This window comes from Gulosibacter hominis, assembly GCF_904842695.1.
Classification (GTDB): domain Bacteria; phylum Actinomycetota; class Actinomycetes; order Actinomycetales; family Microbacteriaceae; genus Gulosibacter; species Gulosibacter hominis.
This window is the reverse complement of record NZ_CAJGWQ010000010.1, coordinates 24,589-44,126: the sequence shown is the minus strand read 5'-3', so window position 1 is coordinate 44,126 and position 19,538 is coordinate 24,589. Positions and strand designations below refer to the sequence as shown.

The following is a 19,538-nucleotide window of genomic DNA, read 5'->3' as shown; positions in this document are numbered from 1 at the left end:
GGGCGATGATTTTCGGTGAGGGGATGCTTGGTGGCGGATTTCGAAAAACTCGAGACGGCTGACGAGGCGACTCACTCGCACAGTGCACATGAGATTGCCGTGGCCGTGAGTGAGCGTAAGCGCGCTCGGCGTAAGCAGGGCATCGGGTTGGCGATCGCGGTCGTCGTGGCCTGCGCGGCAGTCGGTGGCACCGGCGTTGCGCTGGCAGGTGTTTCGGGGCAGCACGACGCGATTGTGGTTGCGGTGCCAAGCGGCACGACCACGCCCACCGCAACTCCAACGCCAATCAGCGCACCAACATCCACGCCCGCGCAGCCGAACGGGTCTACCCAGGGGCTGCAGATCGACATCGACGATCCAAATAGCATCACCGCGCTCGTCAATAAGCAGCGACCGCTGGCAAAAGACTTCGTTCCCAAAAATCTTGTCAAACTCTCGAGCGTGGGTGTTCCCTCGGTGAACGACCACTCGATGCGCCGCGAAGCCGCCGACGCCTCGCGCGAGCTCTACGATGCGGCTGGTAAAGCCGGCCATCACCTCAACTTCGCCAGCGGCTACCGCAGCTACGAGCTGCAGACCGAGCTTTACACCGAATACGTTGACCAGCTCGGGCAGGAAGCGGCGGATGCAACCAGCGCCAAGCCCGGCTTCAGCGAGCATCAGACCGGCCTGGCAGTGGATATTTTTGAAACCAACACCGATTGCATCCTCGAGGGTTGTTTTGGCGAGACCAAGCCTGGCAAGTGGCTCAAAGAAAACTCGTGGAAGTACGGATTCATCCTGCGCTACGAAAATGGCACCCAGGATGTGGTGGGTTACGAGTATGAGCCGTGGCACTTCCGCTATGTCGGTAAAGATGTGGCCGCGGCCTACCACGAGTCGGGTGCGCGCACTTACGAAGAGTTTGTCGGCGCCCCGGCCGCGCCCGACTACAAGAAGCCCTAGCCCGGCTTGGCCCTGGTGGCACTGGTGGGAAGTGAGCGGGGGTTTGAGTTAATGACTGCTCGTGAATCTTTCTTGCGGAGGTCTGCCGCGCTCTTGCTGGGGGCGTCGCTGTTGCTGGCGGGGTGCGCATCTTCAAACTCTGCAGATCCATTACCGACCGGTACGGATTTGTGGGCCGGTGAGCCGATTGTGGATGCGCAGAGCGCGAAACGTGTGATCTCGAGTGTGCTTATTGAACTTATCGAGCTTGCTCCTGAAGATCAGATGCTTCCTGCGGAGTTGCAGGCTCCGAAACCTGGGACAACGCCACAGTATTTAGTGTCGTGCAACAAGCGCAATCACTATTACTATCCCGCGGCGACCGCGGTGTTCTTCAAGGATGAGGCGTCAGCTCGGGCCTATGAGTCGGTGGTGCGTGAATATCTGGGGTCTCAGGATGGTTGGGAGGCGCGGCAGGTGACGAACTCCACCGGCGGTATTGAGACGGTCTTTGTTTCGGCGAATCGTATCGTGTTGACGGTTGAATACGATACCTATCGAGGGCGGCAAGAAGTGGTTATCTGGGTTGACGGTCCGTGTTTTCCGATGCCGGAAGATTTCAACTCCAATACCGAACGGATCTAGCATCGGCTACGGGGTCACGCGGCTTTAAGCCTCATCCAGCAGCGCCGCTGCTATAAGCAGCCGGCCAGCACCTCTCGCATCGCCGCATCCTCGGCCTCGGTGACCCACAGCTGATAGGTGGCCTTCACCGCGATCTGACGCGATACATACGTGCAGTGATACGTCTCGTCCGGCGGCAGCCATTGGGATGCATCCGATGACATTTTTTCGTCGTTCACCCAGTCTTGGGTCGCCTGCAGGTTGAGCGGGTCGTTGGCGAATGCCACCCGCTGCTCGTAGCTCAAATCCTGTGCGCCGGTGCGCCAGGCGTTATACACCGCGACGACGTGGTCGATCTGCACCCGCTCGCTCGTACCCTGGCCGCGCTGGAAGCTAACCGTTTCACCGGTGTAGGGATCTTCGAGCACGCCGGTGTCGACGCGGCAGTTGTCGCGCAGCAATTCAACCTGTTCGAGCTGTGCTTCGAGTGTTTCATTGCGGGTATTGCAGCCGTCGTCATCGAGGTCGGCCCAGCCCTCACCGAAATGTGCCGCGCGGTCGAATGGGCCATCCCACTCGGTGCGTTCGGCCACCGGGATGCTATCGAGCACTTCGAGCGCGGTGGCGGCCATCTCGGCCTGCTCGTTGCCCGCATCATCGGGATGCGCCTGCGCATCCTCGACCTGACCGGCCAGTTTGGGGTAGGCCTCGGCGGTTGATTGTGGGCGATCTGCGGGTGCGTCGAGGTCGCCGGCTGCCGCGCATCCGCTCAGCAGCGTGAGCGATAGCAGCCCCGCGGCGCATCCCAGTAGCCGCGGCTGCCGGTTGCGCCCCGTCACAGCTGCACACCGAGAATTTCGGCCAGCTGCGCGGCGGTGTTCACCACCGCGACCGCGCCATCGTCTTCGCCGGTGCGACCGTATCCCCAGGTGACGTACACGCAGGGCACTCCGTGCTGGGCCGATCCCTGCACGTCGTAGTAGCGGTCGCCGATCATGAGCACATTCGACAGGTCGACGCCCAGCGCATCCAATCGTCGCAGCGCCTCGGCCACAACATCTTCTTTTTTGGAACGCGACTCGTCTTCGCTGGCGCCGGTGATCGCTTCGAATTCGTTGAGCAGGTTGTAGTGGTGCAGCACTCGCCGGGCCGCCGATTCGGGTTTGCTGGTGGCGGTTGATTGCGGCATCCCGGATGCGTGCAGCGCGCGAATGATCTCGGGGATGCCGGCGAACGGCGGGGTGCCGTCAAGGCCGATCTCATCGTGGATTTCGCGGTAGGTCTGCAGCGCGTGCTGCACCTCGATGGCATCGTCGAGGTGTTCGCGTTTGAACGAGTCGATGATTGGCGGTCCCACATAGCTCAGCAGCGTCGCGTCGCTGGGGATCGGCATCCGGAAAGTGTCGAAGGTTTTGCGCAGCGCGTCGACGATGCCGGCGGCCGAGTCAGAGATAGTGCCGTCGAGGTCCCAGAGCACGGCGGTGTAGGGGCCGGCGCCGGTGCCGCGGGCAAAATCGACCGGGGTGACCGGGCGGAACAGGGGCTGTGACGAGTCGGCTTCGGTTTCGACGGCTTCGGGCTGTACGACGGTGATTGAGGCGGGCGAAAAGTTGCCGGCCGCATCCCCATCGCCCGATCGTCCTCGGGATGCACCACCGGTTGCTTCGCGGGCCGCGGCCGCTGTTTCGGCGGCGTCGGTTGCGGGATGCGCGTAGTTACCTTCGGCTTCGCGCGCGGCCTCGCGCAATTGCGCCTGCGGGTCGACTTCCTCGAGCAGAGGAGCGTCGGGGGCGACCTCGTTCGCGTCGAGGTCGGCTGAATCGTCGTAGTCGTTACGGAAGTCGGTCACCCTGCCAGGGTAGCGGGGCTTGGTGCTGGATTGGCTAACGGTCGCGGTTGGCGTGAAGTTCGCGGGCTGCGTGCAGCAGCCGCCGGGCCGAGTGTTCCCACGTGTACTGGCGCATATGTTCGCGCCCGGCGGCGGCTGTGGCGGCGTAGTTGTCGGGATGCGAGAGCTCGCGCACCCGGGCGGCGAACGCATCGGGGTCGGTGGCCGAAAAATATTTGGCGCCGGGGCCGGCAACTTCGTGGAAGATGTCGAGCTCACTCACCACCGCCGGGGTGCCGAGCTCGAGCGCTTCGGCAATCGGTAGCCCGTATCCCTCATCCAGCGAGCCGGTGACGAGGATGGCGTCGTCGGCAAGCAGCCGCGCATATTCGGCGTCCGAGACGCCGTTGTGGAAGGTCACCCGGGCACCCTGGGGGATGAGCGCTTCGAGTTCGCGGCGGCGATCGTCGCGGATGCGGCTGAGCAGATGCAGGCGATGCTGCGGCAGCTGCGCCATACCGCGGATGAGCGTTTCGACGTTTTTGTAGGGCATGAACGAGCCCATGTAGACGAGGTTGCGGCCGCGCAGGGTGGCGCTTGGTGAGGTGCTCGCGGCTTTTTCTGGGAGCAGCGCGGCGAGGTCTTGCGGGGCATTGGGAATGACCACGACCTCATTGCGGGTGAGGCGGTGTTCGAGAATTTCGCGACGCGAGGTGTTTGAAACGGTGGCCACGAGGTCGGCTCCGTTGAGCGCCCAGCGCTGCGGCCAATAGGTGAGGTGGTACAGCCGCCAGCCCAGCCGCAGCAACGGATTGAGGTTGGTTGGGGGCTTGCGGTGGCGGTAGTAGATGAGGTCGTGCAGCGTGAGGATCGCGGCGTACTTGCGTCCGGCGGTGCCGATTGTTTGCAGCGGCGAAAACAGCACATCGGGGCGGTATTTATTGAGGCGGAGCGCGGCGATTGGTTCAAGCGGCGATTCATTTGATTGAAAAAGCAGCCAGCGGGCACCTTCGGGCAGGTGTGCGAGCTGACGTTCATCGTGGATGAGGAAGGTCACCTCATCGGGTGCCAATCGCTGCACTGCACTGCCGAGACCGGCCGTATATCGGCTGATCCCGTCATGAAAATCGGTGCGGATATACCGCGCATCAAAGAAAAACCGCATCCCTGGCAGCCTACGCGGTGCATCCCACGCGCGAAATCAATTCGACTAGCCTGTCGGGATGCGCCTTGTTATTGCCCGCTGCACGGTCGACTACACCGGTCGGCTCACCGCCCACCTGCCCGAAGCCACCCGCCTGTTGATTCACAAGGCCGACGGCTCGCTACTGGTGCACTCGGATGGCGGTTCGTATAAGCCGCTCAACTGGATGTCGCCGCCGGCGGTGTTTGAGCAGCTCGAGCTCGATGAACAGCAGCGCGAGGCGGGCATCATCGAGTGCTGGCAGGTGACGCACCGCAAATCGGGTGATGCGCTGCGGGTGAATATTTTTGAATTTATTGACGACAACACCTATGAGCTCGGTGAAGATCCCGGCCTCATGAAAGACGGCGTCGAAGCGCACCTGCAGGAGCTGCTTGCCGCACAGATTGAGCGCGTAGAGGAGGGTGCCACCCTGGTGCGGCGCGAATATATGACCGCGATCGGTCCGGTGGATATTCTTGCGCGGGATGCGGCGGGCAGATCGATCGCCATCGAAATTAAGCGGCGCGGTGAAATTGATGGTGTGGAACAGCTCACCCGCTATCTCGAGCTGATGAACCGCGACCCGCTGCTGGCACCGGTGGCGGGAGTGTTTGCGGCGCAGGAGATCAAGCCGCAGGCGCGCACGCTGGCCGAAGACCGGGGGATTCGCTGCCTGGTGCTCGACTATGACGCCATGAAGGGCGAACAGGTCGGCGCGCCGACGCTGTTCTAGTTGGCCTGATTGGCCGCGCCGCCGAGCCAGCGCTGCGTTCGCACCCGCAGGCTGAGTGTCACCGCGCGCGAAATCATAAATCCGCCGCCGTATGCGGCCCACAGCGCGATCACGCCGGTGGTGCCGGTGGGCTGCAGCAGCCACACCACCGCCGCACATCCGGCAAACACCGCGAGATTAATTACGCCCACCAGCGCCAGGTAGGCAATATCGCTGGCGCCGATCAGTACACCGTCGAGTACGAACACCAGCGCACTCACCGGTAGCGCAAGCGCGAGCGCCCAGAAACCGGCCGGCAGCAGCTGCAGCACCGATTCATCCGAGGTAAACACCCGACCGAGCACCGGCGCGAGTGCGGCAACGATGACGGCCAGCGCGCATCCGAGCCACAGCCCCCAGCGCACGAGCACCCCCACGAGGCCGCGCACCGCACCGGTATCGCCGGCGCCGAGATCGTGTCCGATCATCGCCTGCGCGGCAATTGCCAGGGCGTCGAGGGTGAACGCGAGCAGGTTAAACACCGTCACAAGCACCTGCAGGGCGGCCAGTTCTGACACCCCGACGGTGCCGCCGAGCAGCACCAGCAGCAGCACCGCAACGCGCATAGTTGCGGTGCGCGCGATCATGAGCGACGAGTCGGTGAGGGCCTGGCGCGGGTCGCCAATACCCGGGCGCAGCGATACTCCGTGCTTTCGGGACGCGCGCACCGCGATCACCACATAGGCCACCGCCATCAGTGTTTCGGCCAGCGCGGTGCCGAGCGCCGATCCGGCGATGCCGAGGCTTGCGGGATAGATCAGCAAATAGTTGAGCACCACATTGATCGCGGCGCCGACACTGGCGATGATGAGCGGGCTGCGCGCATCCTGGAGCCCGCGCAGCAGCCCGGTGGCGGCAATCACGGTCAGCATCCCCGGCAGCCCCCACGCTGAGATCGTCAAATACTGGGTCGCTGCCTGCTGGGCAAGCGCATCATCGGTGAACACCGGTACGATCAGCGGCCCGATTGCGAGTGTTGCCAGCAGTAGCACCACACCGCATCCGAGTCCGAGCCAGATACCGTCGATGCCCGCGCGGATCGCGCCGGGGCGGTCGCCGGCACCCAGCAGCCGAGCAACGCGTGGGGTGGTGGTGTAGGCGAGAAACACCATCAGTCCGGTGACGGTGGTGATGATGCTGGATCCCACCGCGAGCCCGGCCAGCAGCTGTTCGCCCAGGTGCCCGACCATGGCGGTGTCGGCCAGCACCATGAGCGGCTGGGCGATGAGCGCGCCGAGCGACGGGATAGCGAGGGCGAGGATGCGCCGATTGACGGATGTGGTCACCTGGCTATTGTCTCGGATTCTGTGCTGATGCTGCTGGCGCAAATCTGGCGCCGATGGGGGATGGGTTCGCAGGCACAACTGCGTAGGATGCCAAACATGACTGATAACAGCACGCAAGCCAGCGGTATTGAACTTGAACAGCTCGACGATCGGGTGCGTCCACAGGACGATCTCTTCCGCCACGTCAACGGCAAGTGGATTGCCGAAACTGAGATTCCGGCTGATAAGTCGTCGTACGGTTCGTTCTACATCCTGCGCGATGAGGCAGAGGCGGCCGTGCGCGAAATTCTGGATGATTCTGCCAGCGCTGAGGCCGGTAGCGAACAGCGCAAATTGGCGGATGCGTACGCGGCCTTCATGGATGAAGATCGGCTCGCGCAGCTGGGTGCCGACCCGATCATGCCCGATCTGCGGCAGGTGATGGCGGTCGACAATCTGCCCGAACTGATGGAACTCATCGGTCGCCACGAGCGCGACGGTGTGGGCGGGTTTTTTGGACTGTACGTGATCGGCGATGTGGCTGACCCCGACACCAACCTGCTGTACATCGAACAGGCCGGACTGGGGCTTCCCGACGAGGCCTACTATCGCGAAGAGCAGTATGCCGAGATTCGCGAGGCCTACCGCGCCCATATCGAGCGGATGTTTGAGTTGGTGTCGGTGCCGGGCGCTGCCGAGCGTGCCGAGCGCGTGTTCGAGCTTGAAACGGCGATTGCCTGCCACCACTGGGATGTGGTCCGTTCGCGCGAGGCCGACCTCACCTATAACCCGACCACGTTCGACGAGCTGCGCGGCAAGTTCGATGGGGAGGGGTTCGCGCGCTGGTTTGCAGCGCTCGAGGTGCCGGCTGAGGCGTTCGCGCGCTTCTCGCTTAACGAGCCGAGCTTTGCTGATGGTCTGGCCGAGCTGCTGGTCGACGAGCAGCTTGAGCACTGGCGCGACTGGCTGCTGTGGCGCATCGTGCTGGCGTATGCGGCGGTGCTGTCGCCCGAGATTTCGGCCGCCAACTTTGCATTTTTTGGCACCACGCTCACCGGCGTGCCCCAGCAGCGCGAACGCTGGCGGCGCGGTGTGGGGCATGTTGAGTCGATGCTCGGCGAGGCGATTGCCCGCGAATATGTGGCGCGGCATTTCAAGCCCGAAGCCAAGGCGCAAATGGATGCGCTGGTAGCCGATCTGCTCGGCGCTTACCGAGACTCGATTTCGCAGCTGAGCTGGATGAGCGCCGAAACTCGCGACCGGGCGCTCGAAAAGCTGTCAAAATTCACGCCCAAGATCGGCTACCCGGTCAAGTGGCGCGACTATTCGGCGCTGCAGATCAGTGCCACCGATCTGATCGCGAACGTTCGTGCATCCGCTCGCTTTGACGCCGATTGGGAGTGGTCGAAGGTTGGTAAACCCGTCGACCGCGACCTGTGGCTGATGACCCCGCAGACGGTGAACGCCTACTATCTGCCGCATCAGAACGAGATTGTTTTCCCGGCCGCTATTTTGCAGCTGCCCTTCTTTAGCCCCGATCGGGATGCGGCCGCCAACTTCGGTGCGATCGGTGCGGTTATCGGTCACGAGATCGGGCACGGTTTTGATGACCAAGGCTCAAAATATGATGGCGATGGTCGCCTGATCGACTGGTGGACCGACGCCGACCGGGAAGCATTTGAAAAGCACACCGCCTCGCTGATCGACCAGTACAACGGGCTCTCACCCGAGGGTGCGGACGGTGAGTGCGTGAACGGTGAACTGACCATCGGCGAGAACATTGGCGACCTGGGCGGTCTCGGTATCGCCTGGAAGGCATATTTGCGTCACCTTGACGGTGCCGAACCCGAGATTATTGACGGGCTCACCGCTGCGCAGCGGTTCTTCTACTCGTGGGCGCAGGCGTGGCGCGACAAGAAGCGTCCCGAAATGACGAAGATGCTGCTGGCGGTCGACCCGCACTCGCCGGCGGAGTTCCGTTGCAACCAAATTGTTTCGAACCTCGACCCGTTCTATGAGGCGTTTGACGTGCAGCCCGGCGACAAGATGTGGCTGGCGCCCGAGCAGCGCGTCGAAATTTGGTAGTCAGCATTCCGTTGTATTCAGCCGGTAACCTGGTGTGGTCAAGCCGGTCGGCACGTTTACATTGACGCTGCCGACCGGTGACCATGACCCCGCCTGAAGGAGACCCAATGAAAACCGCATCCAAAATCGCGCTGTTCGCCGGTCTCGCCACCGGCTATGTGCTCGGCGCGCGTGCCGGACGTGAGCGCTATGAACAGATTGCGCGTCAGGCCGGCAAAGTGTGGAACTCCAAGCCTGTGCAACGGCAGGCCGAACGAGTTCAGCAATTGGTCGACCGCTACGTGCCCTCGGTGGTAGAGCAGGCATTTGGGCTGCTTGGTAAGGGTGCTTCGGCGCTCACCCGTGCGGCTACTGGTGCCTCGCGCCGCGAAGCGCAGCGCAAGGCCGGAGCCGCGGCTGCTGAGCGCGATACTGTCCCCGAGGGCACGGTTTCGAACCCCGCCTAGCAGGTTTATTGTGCCGATCGCCGAGCAGGGCGTAGAAAGGACACTCGGATGAGCGATTACGACAAGACCCCGGCTGCCGAAGCCAGCGGCCCCTTCCCCAATGTTGAAGAACCGATGCGCATCGGCAAGTTCAACCCCAAATCAAAGCAAAAAACCAGCCGGCTCGTCGGCTCGGTGCCGGGTCTGGTGACCAACCTGGTGAAGTCGGAGCTCGAGCAGGTCAAGCTCGAGATGAAGTCAAAAGCCATCAAGGGTGGCACCGGCGCTGGTCTGTTTGCGGTGGTGGCGTTTTTTGCCGTCACGCTGTGGGCCGTGCTCATCACCGCGGCAATTCTCGGCCTGAACACTGTGTTTGCGCCGTGGCTGTCGGCCCTGATTGTGGCCGGTGCACTGCTGGTGATTATGGTGATCGCGACCATCGTGGCCATCACAATGTTCAAAAAGATGAACGGTGTCGTCCCCACCGAGACACTCGACTCGGTGCGTCAAGACCTCAATGCGCTGAAAGGACTCGGCAAATATGAGTAACGAAAACACCACCCCCGAACAGCCTGTCAAGCGCAGTGCTGCCCAGGTGCGTAGCGATATCGCTCAGACCCGTCGCGAACTGGCCGAAACTCTCGACGCGCTCGAATACAAGTTCGACGTACCGAGCCGGCTCGGTGACTGGGCCGCCGACCGCAAGACCCAGGCGCAACGTCTCTGGAATGACAACCCTGCCCTAACCGTGGGAGTGCTCGCGGGTACGGTTGCCATCATCGGCGGCATCATCGCTGGTGCCTTCATGCTGCCGCGACGCGGGCGCTAAGCGAGGCGATTGTGGCAGACCAGATTGCAACCTCAGACACCGCTTCGGCGGTGCCTGAGGTTTCGTATTCACTCATCTGCACCCTGGCGAGCAACGGCGAGTTGCAGCGCACCGGGGGCGCCGGTGAGCAGGCAGTGCGCGCCATTGAACAGCTCGATGGTGTGCTTGCCGAGCTGCGAGACGAGGGCGTTGAGCTGCGCGGCTGCTACGACCTCACCGGGTTTAACGGTCACGAGGTATTGCTCGTGTGGTTGCGCGGCAGCTCAATGACCGATCTGCAGTGGGCACAGCGGCAGCTGCTGCGCACCGAGATGTTTGCGGAGCTCGACATTTTCGACCCGTACGCCATGGTTGAGCTCACCGAGCTCGAGCCCGAGCCGCGACGCTGGCTGAACCTGCTCGAAGTCACCGAGCCCGACCCTGACGAGCTCGCGTTTGCCGACGATGATCTTGATGAACTCGTTGACGGTGAATTAGTTACCGCCGATGTCGACGATTTCGATCAGGCCGAACTCGATGCTGCCGACCCCGAACTCGGCCTCGAAGACGATGCCACGCTGCTGCGCGGTGACGCAGTCGTGTCGCTGCACAGCGAGCTCGGTATTGGTGAAATGGGATTTTTCGTGGTGGCTGAAGCGGATGAGCCGGTGGCACTTTTGGGCGACCTTGGCCAACCGTTCGGAGACGATGTGGAAATTGGTTCGGTGACTTCGCTGACGCTGGGTCGGCTGGTGAGCCCCGCAGAGATCTATGAGGTGCTCCACTAGGCATGGTGGGGTCAACGTCTCGACGCTTTATTACTCGCGACCCAGAGCGGCCACTGCGGGGCATGAAAATTCTCGTGCCCCGCGGCGGAACTTTCGGAAGTAACGCTGCTGAAGCGGTGCGCGCTCGCGGGGCATTCCCCATCGTCGCGCCCCTCATCAATTTTGCGAGCCCCTCGCCGCAGGATGCCCCCCAACTGCACGAGGCGCTCGCCAAACTCGAACGCGGCGACTATGAGTGGCTCGTGGTGACCAGCCAGACCGCCATCGATGTGATGCACTCGATGAATGTGCGCGTCCCGGCCACCACCAAGATCGCCGCTGCTGGTGAAACCACCGCGCAGGCGCTGGCGAGCGCCGGCTACAACGCTGACTTTATCCCCGTCTATGACGACTCGGCCAAGGGCCTGTTGGTGGAGTGGCCGCAGGCCCAGCGGCAGGCACCCGAGCGGGTGCGGGCGCTGTGGTTGCGCTCAGAGCATTCAAAACCGACACTCACCAACGGGATGCGTCGCCGCGGACACCACGTCGACTCAGTGGTCGCCTACCGCTCAGTGGGGGTTCCGGCGGCCGACTCGATCCAATACGACATCCGACACTCGCGCATCCGCGCGGTGCTGGTCACCAGCGGCTCGGTTGCCGAGCAGCTGGTGAAGCAATTCGATCACATCCCCGAAGACATCATGCTGGGTGCCGTCGGCCCCCGCACCGCAAAAGATGCCCGGGCGCTCGGCCTGCGCATCGATGTCGTCGCCAAGCAGCGCTCAGTGGGTTCGCTGCTGGATGGGCTCGAGTGGTTGCTCGTAGGGGAGCCGCTCCCCGAGACTATGGCCATTGATCTCAGTGCCCTGCGCGAACTGCAGGCGAGCGGGCGATATGTCGCCTCGCAGCAGGTGCGCGACGAAGACGTGCCGGCGGTTGACGAGGCGCGAAACGACAGCGATATCGACTCTGACCAGTAAAGTTTTCACGAACTGACAGCTTCGGTTCGTCGTAACCTAGCGTCACGAGATTTCGACAAAAGAATCAAGGTGATCAGAATCAGGTGACCTGAACCTGGAGGAAACCTGTGATCACCATCGAAAGCGTGAGCCGTTCATACGGCAGCGGCGAGCGCGCCGTCCACGCGCTGCAGGATGTGTCGCTGCACGTTGCCCGCGGCAGCATCTTCGGTGTCGTTGGCCAATCGGGCGCCGGTAAATCGACGCTGCTGCGCTGCGTCAACGCGCTCGAGCGCCCGGATCGCGGCACGGTCACCGTCGGCGAGCATCGCATCACCGAACTCGACGGTAACGCGCTGCGCACCGCCCGGCACGACATCGGCATGGTGTTCCAGCACTTCAACCTGGTGGGCAACCGCACGGTCGCCCAAAACGTCGACTTCGCGCTCGAGGCGGTGGGCACCCCGCGTGCGCAGCGCCGCAGTCGCGTGCTCGAGGTGCTCGACCTCGTGGGGCTCGCGCATCGAGCGAACGACTATCCACGGCAGCTTTCGGGCGGGCAGCGGCAGCGTGTCGGCATCGCTCGCGCCCTCGCCAGCAACCCCAGCGTGTTGCTGAGTGACGAGGCAACCAGCGCGCTCGACCCGGAAACTACGCGCAGCATCCTCGACCTCATTAAACGGCTCAGCACCGAACTCGACCTCACCGTGATGCTCATCACCCACGAAATGGATGTGGTGAAACGCATCTGCGACTCGGCCGCGCTCATGGAACACGGCCGGGTCATTGAAACCGGCACCCTGCCCGAGCTGATCGCCACCCCCGGCAGCCAGGTGGCTGAAGAGCTCTTCCCGGTGGGTGCGTTCAGCCGCATCCCCGGCTACGAGATCGTCGACGTCACCTACTCGCAACTCCAGGCTACGGATGCGGCGGTGGTGCGCTTGGCACGCACCCTCGACGTTGACGTGTCGATTATTGGCGCCACGCTCGAAACCATCGACGGCGTGCAAATTGGCCGCACCCGGCTCGCGGTTCCCGGCACCGTCGCCGACGCCGAGCGCGTGGTTGCCCACTTCATTGCCGATGGGCTCACCGCCTGGCGCGTTACCGACCCCGCGGAGGTGCAGTCGTGACCGATATCAACAATCCAGATTTTTGGCCCGAGCTGTGGCAGGTGCTGCTCAAAGGCACCGGCGAAACTCTCTATATGGCATCGGTTTCGATGCTCATCACGCTGCTGATCGGCCTACCGCTGGGCATCATCCTGGTGGCAACCGAGCGCGGCGGCTTTTTGGCCAAACCCTTCGGTCAACGCTGGCTCGGTGCCACGGTCAACACGGTGCTGAGCTTCATCGTCAACATCGGCCGCTCGGTGCCGTTCATTGTGCTCATGGTGGCGCTCATCCCGGTCACCCGTTGGGTGATGCTGATGCTCACCCAGCGGCCAACATTCATTGGCACCGAGGCCGCCACCATCCCGCTCACGCTCGTGGCCATCCCGTTTTTTGCCCGCATGGTTGAGATCGCAGTGCGTGAAGTTGACGCCGGGCTGCTCGAAGCCGCCGACTCGCTCGGCGCCTCGCGGTGGCTCACCGTGCGCCGAGTCATTCTGCCCGAAGCAACTCCGGCGATCATCCTCGGTGTCGCCACCACGCTCACCTCGATCATCAACTTTTCGGCGATGGTCGGCACCGTGGGCGGTGGTGGGCTCGGCCAAGTGGCAATCTCCTACGGCCACGAGCGCTACTCACCGATACACATGGTGGCCGTGATCATCATCCTGTTCGTATTTGTGCAGCTCATCCAGACCGCACTCACCTTTATCGCCAAGCGCTACGGCCGCGAACGGCCCAAACACCGCACACTGTTCAGCCGCGAAGTGTAGCGAAACCCCGCAAGCTCTCCATCCCGTCCCGTTGCTCACGCAACCGGGCAACCCCACCGAAAAGGAACTATCAATGCAAAAAACGATTCGTCGCATCCTTGCCGTCGGTGTTGCCGCGGCCACCGCACTTGCTCTTTCGGCGTGTGCGGGAGCCGCCCAGACACCCGAAGATGTTTCGCTCGACACCCCGCTGCGCGTGGGTGCGCTCGCGGTGCCCGCCGGCGAAATGCTGCAGTTCGTGCAAAAAAATCTCGCCGAAGAGGCCGGCATTCAGATCGAGTTCGTTGAATTCTCTGACTACAACACCCCCAACCCGGCACTCTCAGACGGTTCGATTGACGCGAACCTCTTCCAGCACCAGGCCTTCCTCGACAAGTACAACAGCGAAGCGGGTGATGATCTCGTCTCGCTCGGTCAGATCTATCTGCCCGCCGCGGCTTTCCACTCAAAAAAGCACAAGAGCTTCGATGAGCTGCCCGACGGTGCCGTCATCTCGATTCCAAAAGACCCCTCGAACGAGGCTCGTGCGCTCGAACTGCTCGCGAGCGAAGGCATCATCGAAATTGCTGATGGCGCCGACAACATCTCGGGTATCACCGCGAACCCCAAAAACTACGAGTTCCAAGAGGTTGATAACGCCACACTGGCACGCACCCTCGACGACAACGATGCCGCGTTCGTGACCTCGTCATACGCGATCCCCGCGAAACTGACGAGCGAGACCATCCTGCTCGCCGAAACGGAGGGGTCAAAGTACTACAACGTGCTTGCCACCCGACCCGAGCTGCAGGACGACCCGCGCATCCAAAAACTGCACGAGCTGCTGCTGTCACCCGAAATGGCCGACTACATCAATGAAACCTGGAACGGCCTGATCCTGCCCGGAAACAAGCAGTAGCGCTCACGCAATAAATCGTGGTCCACGACGGGCGCGGCACCCGGCCAGCGAGTGTTTGCATCGCTAGGCTGCAAACATGCACAACCCGCAGGGTGACCGCGCCCCCGAGGAGTCGGGGCGCGACGAAAACCGTAACGAGTCGGCGCTGCGTCAAGAACGCGCCGACCTCGTTCGCGGTGTGCTCGCGCGCCGCAGTCAAGACCCAGAATCAGACACGAATCTCGCCGAACCAATCGACGTCGGCGAGATTCGTGCGTCGCAACCCGAATCGGCCGCGCTGCCACAGCTACCAAAGCCACCGCAGTCACCGGCGGTTGCGGCAGCCGCTGAAGCGGCCGAAGATCAGGCGAGCCGCTTTTCGGTAACGGTGAACGACGTCATCCCCGAAACACTGGCGCTATTGCGGCAATGGGATGCGGATGATCGCCAGCGATACGGCGACACCGAAGCGGGTGCACAGCCAAGCGATAGTCAGCTCGACGACCGTTCCGAACTCGACCGGCTGCTGCGTGACCCCGCCGGAGCGACCTTCCTGCGACAGCTTGTTGATGATGTCATCCGCCCCGACGACCGAGTGACCGCCGGCAACGGTCTCGGAGACCTGAACGGCCGCATCCCCGAATCGGTGACCGGTACATCCCGACGGCTGCTGAAACTCGGCACGTTTGCCGGTGCCGGCGCGCCCTTTATCGCTGTACCGCTGGCAAAACGGGCGACGCATCGGCTGTTCGACGCCGACCTCGTGCGCGCCGGCAACCTCAGCGAGCGCATCGACGCGGTGCACCGAGACGGCTACGCGGCGCGCGTGCGGCCACTTTGCGAGCCTGTGCTCGGTGAAAACGGCTTCAATGCCCTGCAAGAACGGCTGCTCGAACTCGCCGGCCATGACGACCTGGTCGAACTCGAAATGGCGGTCGACAACCTCGACTATCTCGACAACGATTGGGATTTCGACGGTAACGCCGACCGCGCCGCCATCCGCCTCGCCGCCATTCTGCTCGCCGCAGCCGAAGGCAACACCCCAACCTATGTGCAATTGCGGGTGACCAGCGCCAGCCGACTCGAGCTCGCGGTTGAAACGTTCATGCGTGCTCTCGACGTGAACGGGCTTGAACATGCGCGGGCCGGAATTGAAATCCCGGCCGACTATCCCGAATCGGCGCCGCTATTGCGACGACTCGCGGGATGGGCACATCTGCGGCGCGAAGACGGTGGCTCGGCCATTCGCGTGGCCGTCACCCGTCGCCCCGGCGTGCGGGCCGAGCTGGCCGAAGCGAAACTGCGCTCAATGCCGCCGCTGTGCTACACCAAACCCGAAGAGGTCGACGCCAACGCGGTGCACCTGATTGACGAAGTGCTCTCGCCCGAACACCACGGCACCCTCGAACTCGAAGTTGGGATCAACAGCCGGTTCGATGCCGCGCTGGCGCTGCAGCTCGCCCGCAAACGCGGTGCACTCGCGGCCGTTTCGGTGCTCGTTCCGGCCGGAACACCCCGGCATCTGATCGAGCAGCTGCGTGACGCGGGCGCGGCCATCCGAGTGAGGCTGGGGCTGCTACCCGAAAGCGGTCTGCGCGCCGGCACCCGCTATCTGCGCTCGCTACTCGCCGAACGTGAACTGCAGCGAGCCGACACCGAGGCGAGTGTCGACGATGACCTGTCACCGGCCGCGCAGCGACTGCTCGCCGCGGTCGACCTTGCCGATGAACTGCCGGTGGGACGCACGCACGTGCAGCAGCGAGTGAACCCCGAGGATGCCCCCAACGTCACCGCCTCAATACCCTTCGATATGTTCCCGCCCGGGCTGTTCAGCGACGAGCCCGAAGCGCCGCGCCCCGACTGGTCGGAATCGTTCGTGGCGGCCCGACCCATCACCATCGACGGCGATGCGAACGCAACCACGGTGCTTGGCCGCATCCACAATCAACCGGCAGCAAACAACCGCACCCAGACGCACACCGACGCAGATACTGAAGCCGGTACCGAGCTGACCGTGGCCGCATCCGGCAACCGCGCAACCGACAGCAACGAAACCGCCATCGTCAACCCGGCAGATACCGGTGCCCAACCCGACCTCACCGAAGTGGTGCTCGGGCTGCGCCGCGGCCGGCCACTGCGCAACACCTTCCGCAACGAACCCGTCTCAGACCACACCCAGGCATCGGTGCGCGAATGGGCCGGCCGCATCATCCGCCGCGTCGCTCACAGCGAACTCGGCATCACCGAAGCGGCCGCCGATATGGTCGAGTCGACCGAAGCAATCGGTACGATACTCGACGAAGCACACCGGGCATCCGAAACCTGGTCAACAACCAGCGGTTGGGAACGCGCCGCTCGCCTCGACACCATCGCCCGCGCACTCGAAGCCAACCGTGCGCGTCTCATCGAGGTGGCGATCAGCGAAACCGGTTTTACCTTCGCCGAAGCCGACCGTGATGTCAGCGACGCGATCGACCTCACCAATCACGCCGCCCACCAGGCCCGCCAGCTCGACCGGATGCAGGGCGCCCGATTCGAGCCGGTGCGCGTGTCACTCGTGGTGCCCGGCTGGATTCCGCCGGTGGCGTCAACCTGCGGCGGGATTGTCGCGGCGCTCGCGGCCGGCAGCGCCGTAGTGCTCAAGCCATCACCGCGCACCCCGCGCACCGCCGCAATTATTGTGCGAGTGCTGTGGGCGGCGGGCGTGGATGAACAGCTGCTACACGTCGCATCATGTGATGAACGGCTGCTCACCGACGAACAGCTGGGTGAACAGCTCATCACCGACCGACGTGTCGAACGAGTGCTCATGCAGGGCACCTATGAAACCGCGCGCAGATTCCTCGAATGGCGGTCAGATCTGCCGCTGGTGGGGATGTCTGGTGGAAAATCATCGGTGATCGTGACGCCCTCGGCCGACTACGACCTGGCCGCATTTGAAATTGCGCGCTCGGTGGTGGCTTCGCTCGGACAGCGCGCGGCCCGACCCTCGAATGCGATTCTCGTGGGTGCGGTGGCGCGTTCGGCGCGATTCACCGCCCAGCTTGCCGACGCAATCGCGGCGGTGCGCATCGGCTATCCGTCAGACCCCGCCGTACATGTCGGCCCGCTCGTCAGCCGCGCCACGGTGAAACAGGTGGAGGCGCTGACCGAACTGGCCGAGGGGGAGCGCTGGCTGCTCGAGCCGCGTGCCCTCGACGATGCCGGCAGATTGTGGACCCCCGGTATCCGGGCCGGTGTGCAGCCTGATTCGCCATCGGCCCTGCAGGATGCACCGGTGCCGGTCATCAACCTCATTACCGCCGATTCGCTGGCCGCGGCCACTGAAATTCAAAACCGTATCGATTACGGGCTGAGTGCCGGGCTATTTGCGCTCGACCGCGCCGAAATCGCCGAATGGGTGCAGCTGGTGAAGGCCGGCAACCTCTACGTCAACCGCGAAATGATCGACGGCCGTGTGCAGCGGCATCCCACCGGTGGCTGGGGTCGCTCAATGATCGGCACCAAGATGAAATCGGGTGGCCCCAACTCGCTCGTGCATCTGGGACGTTGGCGGGCCGAGCCGGGTGAGCAGTCACACACGCTGCATCTGCGCGGGCTCGAAGACGACAGCCAGCGGCTGATCGAGGCGATGCAGGCGTCGCTCGACTTTGACGCGTTCGAGCGTGTGCGCACCACCGCGGTGAGCTGCCAGATCGCCTGGAATGAAGAGTTTGGTGAGGTGGTCGATCGCGCCAACCTCGGGGTTGAGCGCAATCTGTTCCGGTATCGACCCACAGAATGTCTGATTCGTGCCGCCGACGACGCCTCGTTTACCGAACTCGCGCAGGTGCTGGTGGCGGTGACCGTCTCGCGGGCTCCGGTGCTGCTGTCGCTCAGCCGCGAGTTGCCCCAGCAGGTGGCCGATGAATTGGCGCGTCGCGGCGCCCGGGTGTGGATTGAAAACGACGAGGCGTTCCTGCAGCGGATGCGGCAGGAAGGGCTTCGGGATGCACTGCGGATGCGACTCGTGGGTGGATCGCGCTCGGCGGTGTGCCGCGCCACAAAAAATATTGTCGATATTGCGCTGTTCTCAGACGATGTCACGCTTGCGGGCCGGATTGAGATGTTGCCATTCCTGCGCGAGCAGGCGATTTCGATCACCGCAAACCGGTTTGGGTATACCGACGACCGGGTGATGGGGCTCTTCCCGCACGAGCGGGAGGCGGAACAGCTCTAGCGCGCATCCGGGTAGTCTGGCGCGCACCAGGCAGTTGGGCGCGCATCCGGGCGATGGGCCACGTAACCTGCCAGCCGTAGCATTGTGGCCATGTTGCAGGTGCTTGATCGTGGGGCCCACGCGGTGTCGTGGGAGGTGGCCGGTAAGCCGGTGCTGTTTTCGAGTTCGCTCGCGACCTCGAGCGCCGAAACCGCCTGGCGCGGTGGGGTGCCGATCTGCGCACCGTGGTTTGCCGCCGGCCCCGACGGGAACCAGCGCCCGAGTCACGGCCCGGCCCGCACGAGCCTGTGGCAGCCGCTTGAGGTGAGCGAAACCGCCACCCGGCACCGGCTCGAAGTTGACCGGGATGCCGCCGGCAACGATGCATCCCTTGAACTTGTGGCCGCGGCAACGGCCGCCGACAATACGCTGGTGAATGAGGTGACAATCACCAACCGCGGCGAGCGCGAGGCGCTGGTTGAGGCGGCCCTGCACACCTATTTGCAGGTGTCGGATGTGACCGCAATTTTGCTGCGCGGGCTCGAGCACTGCCGCTATTTTGACAAGGTTGCACAGCGCGAGTGCGAAGCAGAACCGACTATCGAGTTCGGTGCGCTGGTCGATCGCATCTATGAATTGCCGGGTGGTGATGCCGGCGAAATTGTCGTCGCCGATGCGGCGATGGCGCGGCAGCTCAAATTGCGTTTTGATGGCGCTCGGCAGGCGGTCGTGTGGAACTGTGGCCCGGATGCATCCCCAAGTGACCTCGGTGCGGGTGAGTGGCGCAATTTTGTGTGCGTCGAAGCCGCCGCGCTCGGCGGCACTCGTCTTGCTGTGGGGGAGCGGCTCGTGTTGCGCAGCCGGGTCACGGTTGCTGAAACGATGAACGCGCCGGTCTAGAGCGCTGCGTTACCCCAGAAGTCAGCTGTCGCGGC

18 protein-coding genes are annotated in these 19,538 nt (G+C 63.5%); 14 read left to right on the top strand and 4 right to left on the bottom strand.

The window, feature by feature from the left end; genetic code table 11:
* Window positions 1–30 precede the first annotated feature (30 nt).
* Together JMV54_RS07665 and JMV54_RS07660 are read left to right on the top strand one after the other, a co-directional pair.
* A complete protein-coding gene (locus JMV54_RS07665) occupies window positions 31–945 on the top strand; it encodes a M15 family metallopeptidase (protein ID WP_201518323.1) in 915 nt (304 codons plus the stop codon).
* A gap of 51 nt (window positions 946–996) precedes the next feature.
* Window positions 997–1,569 (top strand): hypothetical protein, encoded by a 573-nt coding sequence (locus JMV54_RS07660; RefSeq protein ID WP_201518322.1) that lies wholly within the window; start codon window positions 997–999, stop codon window positions 1,567–1,569.
* A 50-nt stretch (window positions 1,570–1,619) separates the two neighbouring features.
* Here the strand turns inward: JMV54_RS07660 and JMV54_RS07655 are convergent, their stop codons facing one another.
* Genes JMV54_RS07655 through JMV54_RS07645 form a run of 3 tightly spaced genes read right to left on the bottom strand, consistent with a single transcriptional unit; the run spans window position 1,620 to window position 4,541 of the window.
* Complete coding sequence (locus tag JMV54_RS07655; protein ID WP_201518321.1) at window positions 1,620–2,387, bottom strand: HNH endonuclease family protein; 768 nt, start codon at window positions 2,385–2,387, stop codon at window positions 1,620–1,622.
* Entirely contained in the window at window positions 2,384–3,397 is a 1,014-nt protein-coding gene (locus JMV54_RS07650) for an HAD hydrolase-like protein (RefSeq protein ID WP_230972865.1), read from the bottom strand. Before JMV54_RS07650 ends, JMV54_RS07655 begins: the two co-directional genes overlap by 4 nt.
* Before the next feature lie 34 nt (window positions 3,398–3,431).
* Window positions 3,432–4,541, bottom strand: a complete 1,110-nt coding sequence (locus tag JMV54_RS07645; protein ID WP_201518320.1) for a glycosyltransferase family 4 protein — start codon at window positions 4,539–4,541, stop codon at window positions 3,432–3,434.
* 58 nt (window positions 4,542–4,599) lie between these two features.
* Between JMV54_RS07645 and nucS the strand changes: the two genes are divergently transcribed.
* A complete protein-coding gene (gene nucS / locus JMV54_RS07640) occupies window positions 4,600–5,295 on the top strand; it encodes an endonuclease NucS (protein ID WP_201518319.1) in 696 nt (231 codons plus the stop codon).
* On the opposite strand, the gene JMV54_RS07635 is transcribed toward nucS, so the two are convergent.
* Entirely contained in the window at window positions 5,292–6,620 is a 1,329-nt protein-coding gene (locus tag JMV54_RS07635) for an MATE family efflux transporter (protein ID WP_230972864.1), read from the bottom strand. The two genes, nucS and JMV54_RS07635, sit on opposite strands and share 4 nt — an antisense overlap.
* Window positions 6,621–6,716: 96 nt before the next feature.
* On the opposite strand from JMV54_RS07635, the gene JMV54_RS07630 reads away from it, so the two are divergent.
* The 11 genes from JMV54_RS07630 to JMV54_RS07580 all read left to right on the top strand — a co-directional run bounded on the left by JMV54_RS07630 (window position 6,717) and on the right by JMV54_RS07580 (window position 19,503).
* Window positions 6,717–8,684 carry a M13 family metallopeptidase gene (locus JMV54_RS07630; protein ID WP_201518318.1) on the top strand — a complete coding sequence of 656 codons (1,968 nt, stop codon included), beginning with the start codon at window positions 6,717–6,719 and terminating at the stop codon, window positions 8,682–8,684.
* 107 nt (window positions 8,685–8,791) lie between these two features.
* Window positions 8,792–9,130: a YtxH domain-containing protein gene (locus JMV54_RS07625; protein WP_201518317.1), complete on the top strand. Its 339-nt coding sequence runs from the start codon at window positions 8,792–8,794 to the stop codon at window positions 9,128–9,130.
* A 48-nt stretch (window positions 9,131–9,178) separates the two neighbouring features.
* Window positions 9,179–9,658, top strand: a complete 480-nt coding sequence (locus JMV54_RS07620; RefSeq protein ID WP_230972689.1) for a phage holin family protein — start codon at window positions 9,179–9,181, stop codon at window positions 9,656–9,658.
* Entirely contained in the window at window positions 9,651–9,938 is a 288-nt protein-coding gene (locus JMV54_RS07615; protein ID WP_201518316.1) for a DUF3618 domain-containing protein, read from the top strand. The genes JMV54_RS07620 and JMV54_RS07615 overlap by 8 nt, the downstream gene beginning before the upstream one ends.
* An 11-nt stretch (window positions 9,939–9,949) precedes the next feature.
* Window positions 9,950–10,705 carry a hypothetical protein gene (locus JMV54_RS07610; protein WP_201518315.1) on the top strand — a complete coding sequence of 252 codons (756 nt, stop codon included), beginning with the start codon at window positions 9,950–9,952 and terminating at the stop codon, window positions 10,703–10,705.
* Window positions 10,706–10,767: 62 nt separating this feature from the next.
* On the top strand, window positions 10,768–11,664 hold the full coding sequence (locus JMV54_RS07605; protein WP_230972863.1) for a uroporphyrinogen-III synthase: 897 nt from the start codon (window positions 10,768–10,770) through the stop codon (window positions 11,662–11,664).
* A gap of 107 nt (window positions 11,665–11,771) precedes the next feature.
* Entirely contained in the window at window positions 11,772–12,776 is a 1,005-nt protein-coding gene (locus tag JMV54_RS07600; RefSeq protein WP_201518313.1) for a methionine ABC transporter ATP-binding protein, read from the top strand.
* Window positions 12,773–13,528 carry a methionine ABC transporter permease gene (locus tag JMV54_RS07595; RefSeq protein WP_201518312.1) on the top strand — a complete coding sequence of 252 codons (756 nt, stop codon included), beginning with the start codon at window positions 12,773–12,775 and terminating at the stop codon, window positions 13,526–13,528. Before JMV54_RS07600 ends, JMV54_RS07595 begins: the two co-directional genes overlap by 4 nt.
* Window positions 13,529–13,601: 73 nt before the next feature.
* Window positions 13,602–14,426: a MetQ/NlpA family ABC transporter substrate-binding protein gene (locus JMV54_RS07590; protein ID WP_201518311.1), complete on the top strand. Its 825-nt coding sequence runs from the start codon at window positions 13,602–13,604 to the stop codon at window positions 14,424–14,426.
* Window positions 14,427–14,502: 76 nt separating this feature from the next.
* Window positions 14,503–18,624 carry an aldehyde dehydrogenase family protein gene (locus JMV54_RS07585; protein WP_201518310.1) on the top strand — a complete coding sequence of 1,374 codons (4,122 nt, stop codon included), beginning with the start codon at window positions 14,503–14,505 and terminating at the stop codon, window positions 18,622–18,624.
* Between the two features lie 90 nt (window positions 18,625–18,714).
* On the top strand, window positions 18,715–19,503 hold the full coding sequence (locus JMV54_RS07580) for an aldose epimerase family protein (RefSeq protein ID WP_201518309.1): 789 nt from the start codon (window positions 18,715–18,717) through the stop codon (window positions 19,501–19,503).
* Window positions 19,504–19,538 lie beyond the last annotated feature (35 nt).

Bases quoted from the DNA above. Each gene is read 5' to 3' on its own strand.
- JMV54_RS07620 (WP_230972689.1), top strand. From the start codon at position 9,179: ATGAGCGATTACGACAAGACCCCGGCTGCCGAAGCCAGCGGCCCCTTC.
- JMV54_RS07605 (WP_230972863.1), top strand. From the start codon at position 10,768: ATGAAAATTCTCGTGCCCCGCGGCGGAACTTTCGGAAGTAACGCTGCT.
- JMV54_RS07630 (WP_201518318.1), top strand. From the start codon at position 6,717: ATGACTGATAACAGCACGCAAGCCAGCGGTATTGAACTTGAACAGCTC.
- JMV54_RS07660 (WP_201518322.1), top strand. From the start codon at position 997: ATGACTGCTCGTGAATCTTTCTTGCGGAGGTCTGCCGCGCTCTTGCTG.
- JMV54_RS07585 (WP_201518310.1), top strand. From the start codon at position 14,503: ATGCACAACCCGCAGGGTGACCGCGCCCCCGAGGAGTCGGGGCGCGAC.
- JMV54_RS07615 (WP_201518316.1), top strand. From the start codon at position 9,651: ATGAGTAACGAAAACACCACCCCCGAACAGCCTGTCAAGCGCAGTGCT.
- JMV54_RS07580 (WP_201518309.1), top strand. From the start codon at position 18,715: ATGTTGCAGGTGCTTGATCGTGGGGCCCACGCGGTGTCGTGGGAGGTG.
- JMV54_RS07590 (WP_201518311.1), top strand. From the start codon at position 13,602: ATGCAAAAAACGATTCGTCGCATCCTTGCCGTCGGTGTTGCCGCGGCC.
- nucS (WP_201518319.1), top strand. From the start codon at position 4,600: ATGCGCCTTGTTATTGCCCGCTGCACGGTCGACTACACCGGTCGGCTC.
- JMV54_RS07625 (WP_201518317.1), top strand. From the start codon at position 8,792: ATGAAAACCGCATCCAAAATCGCGCTGTTCGCCGGTCTCGCCACCGGC.
- JMV54_RS07645 (WP_201518320.1), bottom strand. From the start codon at position 4,541: ATGCGGTTTTTCTTTGATGCGCGGTATATCCGCACCGATTTTCATGAC.